Source organism: Winogradskyella sp. (assembly GCF_028282165.1).
Taxonomy (GTDB): domain Bacteria; phylum Bacteroidota; class Bacteroidia; order Flavobacteriales; family Flavobacteriaceae; genus Winogradskyella.
The window spans coordinates 75,278-89,046 of sequence record NZ_JANQIM010000006.1 but is presented as its reverse complement, the minus strand read 5'-3'; the positions used below and the strand labels follow the sequence as shown (position 1 = coordinate 89,046).

The window sequence follows — 13,769 nt, the reverse complement described above, 5'->3', positions numbered from 1 at the left end:
TATGGAAAAGCTGAGATATAAATATAAGAAAGAGTCTAGTGTCGAATTATCGCAACTTATGCTACCAACACATGCAAATTATAACGGCAAGGTTCATGGGGGTTTTATTCTTTCAATGATGGACCAAATAGCATTTGCTTGTGCATCAAAACATTCTGAGCATTATTGTGTAACAGCATCTGTGAATACGGTTGATTTTTTAAAACCAGTTGAAGTAGGGGAGCTACTGACACTTAAGGCATCACTAAACTATGTTGGAAATAGTTCAATGGTGGTAGGAATAAGAGTAGTTTCAGAAAGCATTATTCATGGTGATAAAGACTTTAAGCATTGCAATTCGTCATACTTTACTATGGTAGCACTTGATGATAATAATGAAAAAGTGAATGTGCCTGGTTTGATTTTAGAAACTGAGACTGATATAAGAAGATTTACCAAAAGTATAGTGCGACAGAACATGCAAAAGCAGAGGCACGAAGAATTTAGTGAAGAGGATTTTATATCGAGCAAATATTTAGAACTCATAGAAAGTCACAAAGTTCGTATACAAATTAATAGTAGGGTATGCTAGCGGCACTAGGTTTTATTATTGGCGCTTTGGTGTTTTTAGTATTCGTATAATAATGAAGAGTTCTCTCAATATATGCATAGCAGTTCTAATTACAAATTTGTTAGTTGGCCAGAGTTTCAATGAATCTAAAATCCCTTCTGATAAAACACTATGGCAAGACTTTACATATGATATGGGCAATGTCTTTAAGGGTGTTGGTCATGCCTATTCAAGACCTTTATATTGGCAAGGAAAGGATTTTTTATTATTTGGCGGGGTAACAACAACAGCCTTTGGCTTATACCTAGTAGACGAAGATATAAGGACAGAATTTATTGGGCATAAGGATGCCATTCCAAATATGCTTTTAGAGTATAGTTGGTATGCTGGCAGTCCACAAAACAACTATGGATTTACAGGAGCAGTTTATTTAACAGGCTTATTTACAAGAAACGAAAAATTGCGACGTACAGGTGTTCTGTTGCTATCATCGGCAACAGCAACAGGATTTTTGCAACAATTTAGTAAATCGGTTACTGGTCGAGCACGACCTGGAGCAGATTTCGGTAAAAATCATTTTCGTCCTTTTGGTGGCAGTGTGGCTTACAGGTCGTTGCCTTCTGGTCACGCCGTATTAACATTTACAAATGCTCATGTAATAGCCAAACAATTTAAAAGTTGGTGGATAAAAGCTCCAATTTATGCAATAGGTTTAATGCCTGGTCTTAGCAGAATATATGAAGATGCACATTGGGCAAGTGATGTTTTTTTGAGTTGGGCATTGAGTTATTTCGTGGTAGAGGCAATAGATATCTATTTAGATAAAAAATATAGTGAAAAATACAATAGCAACAAACGTTATAAAACGTCAATAGAATTAACGTTTGGAGGTAATGGTATTGGACTTAAATATAATTTTTAATTAAAACAAATACAATGAAACAAAAACTTTTTACAGCGGCAATAATACTTCTAGGTTGTTTTATTGGAACAGCTCAAACAGGGCAAATATCCATAACAATATCAGATATTAAAAAGGTCGAAGGGGATTTATATTTTCTTCTTTATGATGAACAAGACGGATTCCCGAAAGAAAAGGAAAAAGCATTAAAAGTAGGGAGGTTGTCTTCTTACGATGATTCTGCCAGTTATACTTTCGAGAATGTCCCGTATGGAGTGTATGCAGTTGCTTTTTTTCAAGATGAAAATGAAAATGGAAAGCTCGATAGCAACCTCATTGGTATTCCAAAAGAACCTGTGGGTGCATCTAACATGACGAGTTTTGGTAAGCCATCCTATAGGAAATGCAAATTTGAATTAGACCAACCACAAAAATCTATGAAACTCAAATTTGTTCTCTAATAAAGGGTCAGACATTTTCTTAGAGCCATAATTATAACGTTCATATTGGTCATGAACATTTACAATTTGAATGGTAAAATGATAACACCCCCGATTTTCTCATTCTAAAATATAATGAAGAATTGACTCTAGATTCTAGATTAAATAATCATAATAACAATTAAAACAAACAAAAATGAAAAAGAAAGTAGTAATTTTAGTAGTAACCATTTTGGCCTCAGTTAATCTAGTCACAGCACAAATTCAAGATGTGCAAAAAGGGCAACACAATTATGGTATTGGCCTCAATGCCGGGGTAACGGTTGGTGATTTTGAAGATGCCTATTCATCTAACATAGGCATAGATTTATTCTATCTCTATAGTATATCTGAACGCTTCTATTTGGGAGGTTCAACAGGGTTTGCTAATTATTTTGGAGAAGAAATCAATCGGTTAGGCTCGGGAACCATTGAGTTAGATGATGCTCAATTTATACCATTAGCAGGAAGTGTCAGATTTTCACCTTTTAGGAATTTTTTAGTTGGTGCGGATGTTGGTTATGCTTTTGGTGTTAATGAGGGTAACGATGGAGGGTTTTATGCTTCACCGAGATTAACCTATATGGTTAATGGCAACATGCCCATATTTATTGGATATCGTACCATTTCATTTGAGGATGACAACCTTGGAAGCATACAATTTGGTATTGGTTACCGATTTTAAGTATTAAAAGGTTTGATTTTTTGTCCCCCCTATTAAATAAAATCTGAACTCTTTCCGCTTAAAGTTACATCAAACATAAAACCTGTAAACTATTACAGGTTTTGTTATTTAACTACTATCTCTCTAAAAACTGCTTGGATAAAGCTTTTGTGTTTTCTTTAAAGTACCACTCCGGATTTGTTTTGTTCAAGTCAATCTCAATCATGGGGCTTAGGTGCGATTTCAACTTGTTGAAAGAATGAAATAACATGTTCGATTTATCTAGTAAGGCCTTATTTATTAATGGCAATTGTATATTGCCAATATTTATGCTATTCACAATATTCTCATAATTAGATTCAAAATATTCATTGTACTTTTTAGAATTTAAGTTTCTATCAACACCAGTAGGGAGTTCGACTTTGCTTTGAAGACTTAGAATAGCACTATTTATATTATTCGTATATACGGTTTTCATTTCCTTTTGAATTTTATACCTCTCAGAATCTGAATCTTCAATCTTCATTTTTTTATCCATTTCCTGAGTGTACATGGCTTGGTACAACTGAAATAAATACTGGTAATTATTAGTGCCATTAAGTTTGTGCGTAACCTTTTTTATCCTAATTATTTTATTATCGGCCGTAGTGAGCTTTATTTTTCTTCTAAACCTTTGGTTACTCAGAATGGAAATAGTGACAGGAGTAAGATATTTATGGGTGATCTGAACTTTTTTTCCTAAAAATAAATTCAGTAAGTAAGCAATTGTCCTTACAAACCAATTTACCTTACTAAAAAATCGAAAGACAGACAGAATAGCTGCGCCAATAGCTGTAATAAATAGATTAAAACGATTAGTTAGATTTTTTGTGACCACACCTAAACGTTTAAAGCTTAATTTCAATAGCACATTTCTAATGTTATTCTGATAAGAATTAATATCATCCCAGAATTTTATGTCTTTGACAGAATTTATCAATTTTGTTTCGTATAAATCGAGAGCATCAGAAATTATGAAAGGGTAGGTGTTTGAGGTTCCTCTAAATCCATAATCATTAGATATGTTATCTGGTTTTTTTGCCAATGATTTCAGTGCGCTTAATTTGGCATAATTAAAGGCGTATTGTCTTGCTTTTTTTGATACAAACCCTCCAAATGCACTAACTTCCTCACCAGGTAATTTGGTTACTTTTAGTACATCACTTAGTGGAAGAATGGCAACCCGTTCTGCCATTTCGTTTTTACCATCTGTATTGAGTGAGAAATCGAAGATTATTTTAAAAACCGCAGCAGCAAAAGTATTTTTATCTTTCTCGCGTTCGATTCCTAGAACTTTGTAACCCATTGTATTAAAATTACTATCATTGATTTCTCCCGAATTGATTTTTAAAATTAATTCATTCAGTTTATCACTAGGAATCCAAAGACATTGGTCATCATCTTCGGTCTTAGAATTGCACGTTTTTATCAGTTCATTCTTGAAATATCTGATGACATTACGAGTTCCTAAAGGAATCATATCGTCATGTAAATTAGACTCAACTTTGTTATATGCGGTAGTTAAAATATCTACTCTCAAATTACTTCCTAGCAGTTTGTTGTTTTGGAGATAATTAAAGATCGTTTTTCTTAATTTGAGGTTCTCGCTAACATCTCGAATTTTGTCTTCCTCCTTGATTCTCCCTTGGTTTGTCAATGAGTTTAAGATACTACTAGTAACACCAATAAGCTTGTCTAGTTCAGAATTGACTTCGGCCTTCTTTTTATCCATGGATACCGAAGCAAGCGATGATAAATTAAATGGCTGGTATCTATCTGTCCGCACAATGGGATCGACGAACATAACCAAACGGTCAGAAGATTTATGTTCATTACCAAAATCTTGAAAAGCCGCAATTCTAAACGCCTCTCTAATGGGTTCATTATTAAAAGTCCCGCCATCTATATAAGGGAAATTAAACTGACTATAATCAAGGACATTATTTTTGTTTTCATTGAATCTTGAGGTACGGCCACTTTCTTCGAGATTATTGAATTCATTATTGAGATCATTGAACTGTTTGGGCCATTGCCCAAAATACCGACTATTGTTTTCACCGTATTCCTCTTTATAGCGTTTTAAGACCACAGGCTCAAATGCAATTGGAAATGCCCCACAGGCAAGAGCGGATGTACAAACAATAGACCATCCTTCTCTACTATTGAGTTTGAATTTTCGCTCTTCTTCTTTTTCTTCATTACCAAATTGGAGCCACCGATCATCGGTGTCCTTATCAAGTTGAGATTTATCAAAAACAAAGTCCATAATTCGCAATTCTTTGTGATTATGGGAGCCCACAGATTGGATGACGTTTTTCTCTAATTCCGTCATTCCATTTTCATCCTTCCTTATTTCAATTGGAGCCAAATTGGTTAGAGAACAGGCAAACGGCACTCTAACCTTGTCCAGTACCTGTATATTGTCCAAAGAATCAAATTTAGGGTCTATAATATACTCCTTGGCTAATTCTTCTAGCAGTTGCCTATCCAAAAGCCCAAAAGACTCATGAATATTAAGCTTGTAATTTTTGATTTTTTTGTCTCCAAATAATTGTTTCGCATTAAGTTTATCTACCCAGAGTTCTTCTTGGAGTTTTTGTGCCACTTGTAAGGCTTTAAGTTCTTTAATATTGGGGTGGTTTTCTGCTTCTTGTTTAGAGTTAAAATAACTCTTGGCAATTTCATCGATCAGTTTGTCTTCCGTATAACCTTTTAATAGTTCTTTCATCATTGCTTTATAATCGATCAATGATTTTAACATAATAACCAAAGCAATTGCCCCTGCACTTGCTCCGCTCATACCATCTACGACAACCTTATCATACTTTTGGCCTTTAGGATCATGTCCATACAAAATCAGAAGTTTCAAAGCTTCGGTAAGAGCAGCCCCTGAAAATGACCCTAATGAAACGCCGCCTCCCATGGCTAGGCATACACGTAATGTTTTTCCCATTATTTCTAGTTTTTAATTGCCAAATAAGTAATTGTCTGTAAAATATCTACTTAGGAACAGATCGAAATTTTTGTAAAAAATCCTGTTGACTATCTCTGTGGTAGAAAGTCCCATATTCAACGCATTCAATTCATCTAAGGATAATTTGATATTGCCATCTGGTGACTTCATAAGATTAACGATGTGGTAATCTTCAGGTATGGTTTCATAATTGTCTAGGTATTCCCAGATGTGATTTCTGAATGCCAACAAATCACCCGCAGTTGTGTAATCATCGAAAGGGTCTATAAGACCATCCATATCACTTCCAAGAGTTATAATATCCCACATCCCATCTTTTAGGTCTTTTTGATATAGCACATGGATTATATGGTAAACATTTGTTAGGAACAATTGTTGTTGCAAAAGCATGCGTTCTTTGGGCTGTTCCTTCAATGCTTTTAACTTTTTTAAATACTTTTTGCCAGGCATTCTTCCATCGTGCATTAAAATTCCGATGATACCACTGGATTTATAAATCTGTAATATGTCCTCATCACATACGTTAACATCGCATCTGCTAACGTATCCCTTATTTGCCTCTTTTTTACAAGCTAGTTTTACCGACGCTTCCCATGTAGTATTTCCATTTACCGCTGTGTGACTGGAGATTATGGGGACTTTATTTTGAAAATCTTCGAATGCAACATCTTTATTGTATTCATCAATGATTTTATAGAAGTCCTTCCTCGTTTCAATAGACATATGTTTAATGTCGATCAACACTCTTCTTTTTTCGGGCCCTCTTTCAAGTAAGCTACGTATAATCTGTTCTCCATAGGAATAGAGTCCTTTGTCTAATGCATTCTTTTGTTTGAAAAACAGTGTTATTGGAAATTTAAAGCTTTTGCTATGCCCACAGAATAAGTTGTTATAGTGGTGGGCAAATGTTACATAGAAAGGAGAAAAAGCATCTTTTTTCTTAACCTTGTCTATGTTTCTACGCATAGATAATAGTAATTTTTGGCGTTCGCTATCAGAAATACTTTCTATGCTGGTATCTCTAAAAAGATGTTTCAATTTGTAGTCTCCAAAACTATGAATGCCTTCTGCCGAAATGATGCCTAAAAGCACATTCTTATTTTGGATATTGGCTTGAAATTCTTCATAATTACGAACAAGCTTAAATGTATTTTGGGCATATTGGGGCTTGTTGGATTTAGAATTTTGCGCATCTTTCAATACTTGAAGCTCTTTAAGGTAGTCTTTAAAGTAATCTATACGATTATCCAAGCTCTTTTGCTCTTTCCAAATTTCCTCTGATCGTTTTTTTGAAATGCCTATTACAATCTGAGCAAGAGAGAACAGTACATTTCGTTTTTTCATAAAGATGGGAATAAAGGGGAAGGTCTTGGTGAAAAACGTTAGTGACGCCATTAGCAGCAACCAAAAGTTCTTTCGGTTTATGTATTGTCTCTCAATGGGATAAATAGAACATATTTGTACCCTCAAATGCCCATCTACACAATTTTCCAAATTGCATTGGGTAAAAGTGGCATATTGGGTATAGGTCTGTTTAAGAAAAAAGTTTTTCCAAAAATTAAAAAAAAAGAAAAATCTTCTTGGGGGCTTGTTTTCTTCAAATACCCAAAGATCTTTAATGTTCTCGTTATTAGCCAGTTTTAGGCCAATGTGTGTATGAAAATCAGTAATATAGCTCATCTAATAGTCGTTTATTTACTGAGCTATTAAATAGTATTAGAGGGAATTTCATTAAAAATAGAGAATAACAATTAAAATTCCAAACCTTAATTTAGTGGGTAAAAAGCGGTATTGAATTGTAAATACTTATAGGATTAAGATGTTAATCAAAATTGATTGTCTCTCATTCCTTCATCTTCCAACTAAATACTAATGCTGGTGCCATGTTTATCTGCTGTAATTATTGCTTAAGTTACAAAGCCAAAGTTGTCATTGATCTGTTAAAAGCCAATATTGATAGAATATTTTAGTATTCAATGTAGAGTTTACATGCTACGATCTACTTTTTCCAGTCATATGTTCCACTTTAATAAGAAAAACAATAGGCGTATCTTGATTATAAACTCTATTTGAAAATTCGCTGATATAGTCTAGGTCTTTGCGCTCCTTTTTTAGAACGATCTCTTTTATACCTAAGGAAAACTCATGTAGATATAATTTGGCTGTACCCCCATCAATTTCATTGTATTGACCATGAACCAAAACCGATTGCCATTGATTGTTTGTAGCTATGTCTGCTATTGCAAGAGCAACATTAGGTTGCCTTCGCATGGCATCGATCTTATGGCCATTACCCGAATAGCAGATAATATAATCCTCCTTATCATTGAAGAAAAAAGTAATAGGAATTGTATAAGGTCTATTATTACTTATGTATGATAGATAGCCTATATAGTTACTTTTCAATAGATCTGAGCATCTTTTGTTGTCTAAACTTTTAATCATGAGTAGAGTATTTAAGCCAAAAGATACCAACTAAAACACTACTTTTTAATGATATAAATCAGTTTTGTAAAGAAAATTGTGTGGCAAATTATTTACTGATAATTGTCATGGGCTTATTCATATTGTTTTTTTAAATTGATAGAAAGTAGAATACGATGAAAAGAATACTTCTTTTAACCGATTTTTCAGAGAACTCTATTAATGCAATGAATTATGCCTTGAAATTGTTCTATAATGACTTTTGCGATTTTTTTGTTCTCAATGTTCAGGATTCGTTGAGCTACACATCCGATGATTTAATAACAAGTAAATCTGGCGAAAGTCTTTATGAGGTTTTGATTTTAGAGAATAAGAATAAATTAAAGCGCATAGTAAATCATCTAAAACTAAATGCTAATGATAGACTGCATACATTTAAATCTATCATAGATTACGATGTGTTTGTAGATGCGGTAAAGCAAACAGTAGCTAAGGAGGATATTGGGTATGTAGTTATGGGAACCAATGGCGCTTCTAATCTAAGTGAGGCTATTATGGGTAGCAACGCTCTTAAAATATTAAGATATATTGATTGTAATACTTTGGTGGTGCCAGAGGGTTACCAATATAAAAAGCCTGACAAGATTCTATTAGCTTTGGATACCGATGACTATGCAGACCATAAAACAGTTGTAGATATTATGGAACTTATACGGAACTTAGGCGCTAGTATTAATGTAGTAAGGTTTATTTCATCAGATAATAACATCCAATCTAAGATCAACCTCGATAGAGAGTTATTGCTAGAACTTATAAACGAAAATAAGTTTACGTATAAAACCGTGTCCAATGTTCCGCTATCTAATATTTTAGTGGATGAAAGCTTGTCAAAAGACGCTGGTATAATTACCTTGGTAGGTCAATTCAAAGGCTTTTTTGAACGGTTGTTTAGTGATTCTAGTAAAACAAAAATTAGTAAGAATCTGATTCTTCCATTGATGATATTTCACCATTAGAAATCATCCAGAGCATTTTTGGTGATATAGGCACGCCAACCAATTATTGCTAGCTGCAGTTTTGTGGCTTTGCTTAGGTCTAATCTTCTTTTTGTGTAGCTGGGAAGAATAGCTTTATTGATTTTTGCAATAATCTTAAAAATGGTTTTCTTCATGCTTTAATCGATGCCAAAAGAAAATAATAGTTTTTTGTAGATTGTAATTGGGAGCAAAAATAGTAAAACTTATTCTAGAACTAAGTTTTACATTTTTTTGATTGATTGTCTGATTGGTTGTTGTTTAAAATATTGAAAATATAATATCAATAATCAACTTTGCTAATGTCATCATAATTTTTTGGTTTAGAGGTTAATAATTTGCTTTAAATTCTTGATTGAGTTTTCAATATATATCGGCAACAAATAATCTTCCAAGCATTTTTGTAAAAATCGACAAATTTGCATTTAAATTTATAAGCAAAAAAATGATTATGATTACTATAATTTGTGACTTATCTTTATTTTAGTTTTTAATTATAATTGAAAAAGCATTATAATGTTTTATTTTATCATATTTATAGGAGGTTTTTGAACTGGTTTTTGAAAACGTAGAGCCATTTCATCTTTAAAATATCGATTTTCGGACTTTTCGTCTTTTTTCAATTTGGTTTTACTAAATAATTATCATAGTTTTTTAATTCAATTTCTGTAAATAATTTTTACATAACCTTAAAAGCAGCATTTACAGCTATCTTTGTGGAAAATGAAAAAAATGAATAAAATTTTTACCGTTCTTATTTTGTTAATGTCAAGTTTTTCTTGGTCACAAGTTTTGGTCATTAATGAGTTTGATCCTGATTCCCCAAGTACAGACACGGCAGAATTTATTGAACTGAAGTCTCAGATACCAAATTTTTCTACTGATGGTTTTATACTGGTCTTTTTTAATGGCTCCACTAGTGGTGCTGATTCTAGTTATATGGTCATAGATCTAGAGGGTTATGAGACCGATGACAATGGATTGTTGGTTGTTGGTAGTGAAGGAGTATCCCCTTTTCCTCAGATTCTTATATCAGAAAATGTTATACAGAACGGTGCAGATGCTGTAGGCATATATCAAGCCAGCGTTAATGATTTTCCTGAAGGAACTCTAGCTACTCAAGACAATCTGGTAGATGCTATGGTCTATGGTACTAATGATCCTGACGATACTGTGCTTTTAGGTTTACTGGGGGAAACGATACAGTATAATGATAATGGCACAACAGCCAACCCAAGGTCTATTCAGCGATTTGTGGATGTCATGGATAATGAATCTTATACCACGGCTACGCCTACGCCAAGACGTGAGAATGACGGCTCTGGTAACCCCATAAATCCGGTTTCGATTTCAGTAAATGATACTCAATTTGATGAAGGAGCTACTTTTGAAATCACTTTCACAGCGGAGAGCAATGTAACTTCAGACTTAAACTTCACCATTAGCTTAGATAATTTTACATTCGATACAATGGATTATACTGGGAATGTTAATCTTACAATTGCCAATGGTCAAAATACGACGAGCACAACGATAACGATCCTTGACGATGCAGATGATGAGGGCGATGAGGTGATGGAAATTCGGTTTATAAACTTGGTTGAACCTATTGTAGCATCAAATAATAATATAGAGGTTAGGGTAGTGGATAATGATTTTACTGTTGCTGCTTGGGGAACTCCTGTAAATCCTACAACAGGAATTGTACAAAGTACACAACCTATGGGGTATTATGATACTTTAGATGGTTTAGCTGATGCGGCTTTAAGACAAGCATTGCAAGATATTATTGCAGATCCAAATACTGTAAGGGCTCAAACCTACGCAGATATTATTGATATATTAAAAGAAGCCGATCAAAATCCTGAAAACAGTAATCAAGTTTGGTTATTGTATACCGAAGAGGGACGAGCAAAGCTAGATTTGCAGACTGGTAGCAGTAATATAGGCAAATGGAATAGGGAGCATACCTATCCAAGATCGAGAGGTGGATTTAATGATATTGAAGCCGACGAAATAGCGGATGGTATTGATGTTTTTTGGACTACTAAAGCAGATTCGCTTAGGCATGGAAACTCAGATGCACATGCATTAAGAGCTGCTGATGCTGCTGAGAACAGCTCAAGAGGAAATCAACATTATGGACAATACATAGGTCCAAATGGTACTTTAGGAAGTTTTAGAGGTGATGTAGCTCGAAGTGTTTTGTATATGGAAATTAGATATAATGGTTTGCAAGTGGTTGATGGGTTTCCAGATACAGTTGGTCAATTGGGAGATTTAACTACACTTTTAGATTGGCATAGAAACGACCCTCCAGACGATTTTGAAATGAATAGAAACAATATTATCTATAATTGGCAAAGAAATAGGAATCCTTTCATAGACCAGCCGCTCTTGGTGGAATATATATGGGGAAACAATGTTGGTGATATTTGGAATCAATCATTGAGTTTAGAGGAAAACAAACACTCTGATGTTACATTGTATCCAAACCCTACTAATGGACGTGTTTACTTAGACAGTAGCTCTGTTGCTACAGTAGAAGTCTACGCTTTGCAAGGTCAACTCTTAAGACGATTTACTGGTTTTACTACCTTTATTGATCTTAATTTGAGTTCTGGCTTGTATATCATCAAGATGATTGACAAAGGAGAATCATTTGTGCAAAAATTGGTGGTGAAGTAAAGTTTTATCTTAAAATAAGAAGCCAAATTCATTTCATAGTAGAATTTGGCTTTTCCGTTTGATTGATTGATGAAATTAAAGACTAATTCTTTTTTGTTGTTACGATAACTACACCATTTTTTCCTTTATCACCATATTTCTCGATGGCGCTTTCATCTTTAAGCACAGTTACAGATTTAATTCTTTTTTTATTTAATTTGGTGAATTGCTCTTTCGAGACCTCTTTGCCATCTAATATATACAATGGATCTTCTCCTTCGAGGCCGGAGATGTAAATACTGTCATCTTCATCCCCAATAACTAAGGTATTTTTAGGTTCATCGTCATCACTAACCCAAACATTTCTCCCTTTTTCTTTTATAATAATATCTGCTTTCACATTTACATCTTCTTCGCTTTCAATTATTATGGTTTCATCATTGTCATTGTCTAATTCTTCAACAATAATTTCAACTATATCGTCATCATCAGAGATAACTTCGACATTCTTTGATCTTCTGATAGTTTTTGCTTTTTCCCTTTTTCCGTTTTTCTTAACAACGACTCTAGACTCATGTACTACATCCATATCACTATCATGCTCCTCGGTGATAACATATACATTATTGCCTTTTTTAGATTTGTGAATTTTATAGTCTCCATCTTCATGAATTTCATAAAAAAATGTGTCTTTGCCACGTCTCGAATGTCCATTGCCTATAGAGATACTTTCATTTTCGATTTCATAAATAATTGTTACAGGGCTTATAGCTTCATCAGAACTAACGTTGTAATTTGCGTTAGAGTTTTTAGATTTTGCATCAATTTTAATAGCTGTGATTTCTCCTTTGTTATTGCGTTTAACGCCTTTGATTTTTATAGTCAAGCCTTCTTTCTTTAGATCGTCTTTAATCTTATCGAGTTCTGAGTCAGTAGTGTTTTTATCAATTACTGTAATTGAAATATCACTAAGCTTGTTAGATAAACTATTTTGGTTTGTGGCAATTATTTTATTATTTAACTGACTTTTTTCAGTAGTGTTAACTTTTAGATTATTGTCTTTCTCTTTTACTGTTTTACCTGAGATGTCATCAGACTCTACGGCATTATACAAGTTGTTTAACGCATTTGAGGCTTCAGTTTGTGGCGCATTGCTAAAATCCTTTGGTCGTTCTTTTTCAATGAAAATTTCTTTGGTATTAAAGCTCATTAAAAAAAGTGCAAGGATTGGTAATACTAAGCCGTACTTCCAGACATTTACTTTTTTTGATTTTGATTTGTGTAACATAATTATTCTTTTTTTGATTTGTGAATTATAAAAGTTGTTGGTGATTAAAAACTTATGCTGAGGGACACTTGCTTTCAGTAGAATAAGCTGATAGCTTTTTTCACAAGAAGAAAAGTCCTGAGCCTTTTTGTCAGCTATGAATTCTAAATTTTGATGTATCTCTTTTTTGTATAACCATACTAGTGGATTAAACCAAAGCAACACACAAGCTAGTTGAGTTAAAATGACATCAATGGAATGCAATTCGCTTGCATGTACTTTTTCATGATTAAGAATGTGCTGTAATTCTTCTGGTGCATATTTCTTTGGATTGTAGACAATCCAATTAAAAAATGAAAAAGGCGCGATATCATTCTCGGTTTCAACAAAAATGTAGGATCCTTTTTTGAAAAACTTATGTTTTTTAAATAAAAATTTAAGAGAGGCAAATTCAATGAGCAATTTACCTAAAAAGAAGATAGCACCTACAGTATAAATTATTGATGCCAATACAAACCAGTCAAACACTACTTCGTTAGAATTTTCTAATGCTTCGGGTGAGTTCATATATAATAAAGAGCCTTCTAAAACTATCGGTGTGTATTCAATATAAATTGGTATAACAATCAATGGAATTAAAACAGAAGCCAATAGGCCAACTAGTAAATAGCCTCTGTTGGTTTGAAAGAAAGTTTCGCGTTGTAAAAACAATTTATATAACATATAAAATATAGCAATTACGGCCGATGCTTTTAATAAATATTCCATAG

The 13,769-nt window shown here is 33.5% G+C and carries 11 protein-coding genes; 6 read left to right on the top strand and 5 right to left on the bottom strand.

Annotation, left to right across the window (positions count from 1 at the left end; genetic code table 11):
- Nucleotide 1: 1 nt before the first annotated feature.
- From Q0972_RS03645 to Q0972_RS03630, 4 genes are all read left to right on the top strand, one after another.
- Nucleotides 2-571 carry an acyl-CoA thioesterase gene (locus Q0972_RS03645; RefSeq protein WP_299362727.1) on the top strand — a complete coding sequence of 190 codons (570 nt, stop codon included), beginning with the start codon at nucleotides 2-4 and terminating at the stop codon, nucleotides 569-571.
- Between the two features lie 52 nt (nucleotides 572-623).
- Nucleotides 624-1,472: a phosphatase PAP2 family protein gene (locus tag Q0972_RS03640; RefSeq protein ID WP_299362725.1), complete on the top strand. Its 849-nt coding sequence runs from the start codon at nucleotides 624-626 to the stop codon at nucleotides 1,470-1,472.
- A 14-nt stretch (nucleotides 1,473-1,486) separates the two neighbouring features.
- Nucleotides 1,487-1,912: a DUF2141 domain-containing protein gene (locus Q0972_RS03635; RefSeq protein ID WP_299362720.1), complete on the top strand. Its 426-nt coding sequence runs from the start codon at nucleotides 1,487-1,489 to the stop codon at nucleotides 1,910-1,912.
- 175 nt (nucleotides 1,913-2,087) lie between these two features.
- Nucleotides 2,088-2,615, top strand: coding sequence for an outer membrane beta-barrel protein (locus Q0972_RS03630; RefSeq protein WP_299362718.1), 528 nt, complete (start codon nucleotides 2,088-2,090; stop codon nucleotides 2,613-2,615).
- A 115-nt stretch (nucleotides 2,616-2,730) separates the two neighbouring features.
- Here the strand turns inward: Q0972_RS03630 and Q0972_RS03625 are convergent, their stop codons facing one another.
- From Q0972_RS03625 to Q0972_RS03615, 3 genes are all read right to left on the bottom strand, one after another.
- Complete coding sequence (locus Q0972_RS03625; protein WP_299362715.1) at nucleotides 2,731-5,586, bottom strand: patatin-like phospholipase family protein; 2,856 nt, start codon at nucleotides 5,584-5,586, stop codon at nucleotides 2,731-2,733.
- A gap of 12 nt (nucleotides 5,587-5,598) precedes the next feature.
- Nucleotides 5,599-7,287: a hypothetical protein gene (locus Q0972_RS03620; RefSeq protein ID WP_299362713.1), complete on the bottom strand. Its 1,689-nt coding sequence runs from the start codon at nucleotides 7,285-7,287 to the stop codon at nucleotides 5,599-5,601.
- Between the two features lie 312 nt (nucleotides 7,288-7,599).
- Entirely contained in the window at nucleotides 7,600-8,052 is a 453-nt protein-coding gene (locus Q0972_RS03615; protein WP_299362710.1) for a pyridoxamine 5'-phosphate oxidase family protein, read from the bottom strand.
- A gap of 155 nt (nucleotides 8,053-8,207) precedes the next feature.
- Here Q0972_RS03615 and Q0972_RS03610 point away from each other — a divergent pair, with 155 nt between their 5' ends.
- Complete coding sequence (locus Q0972_RS03610) at nucleotides 8,208-9,047, top strand: universal stress protein (protein ID WP_299362707.1); 840 nt, start codon at nucleotides 8,208-8,210, stop codon at nucleotides 9,045-9,047.
- On the opposite strand, the gene Q0972_RS03605 is transcribed toward Q0972_RS03610, so the two are convergent.
- Nucleotides 9,044-9,202 carry an SsrA-binding protein gene (locus Q0972_RS03605; RefSeq protein WP_299362705.1) on the bottom strand — a complete coding sequence of 53 codons (159 nt, stop codon included), beginning with the start codon at nucleotides 9,200-9,202 and terminating at the stop codon, nucleotides 9,044-9,046. The genes Q0972_RS03610 and Q0972_RS03605 overlap by 4 nt on opposite strands.
- Before the next feature lie 595 nt (nucleotides 9,203-9,797).
- On the opposite strand from Q0972_RS03605, the gene Q0972_RS03600 reads away from it, so the two are divergent.
- Complete coding sequence (locus tag Q0972_RS03600) at nucleotides 9,798-11,753, top strand: endonuclease (protein ID WP_299362703.1); 1,956 nt, start codon at nucleotides 9,798-9,800, stop codon at nucleotides 11,751-11,753.
- Between the two features lie 82 nt (nucleotides 11,754-11,835).
- On the opposite strand, the gene Q0972_RS03595 is transcribed toward Q0972_RS03600, so the two are convergent.
- Nucleotides 11,836-13,767 (bottom strand): M56 family metallopeptidase, encoded by a 1,932-nt coding sequence (locus Q0972_RS03595; protein WP_299362700.1) that lies wholly within the window; start codon nucleotides 13,765-13,767, stop codon nucleotides 11,836-11,838.
- Nucleotides 13,768-13,769 lie beyond the last annotated feature (2 nt).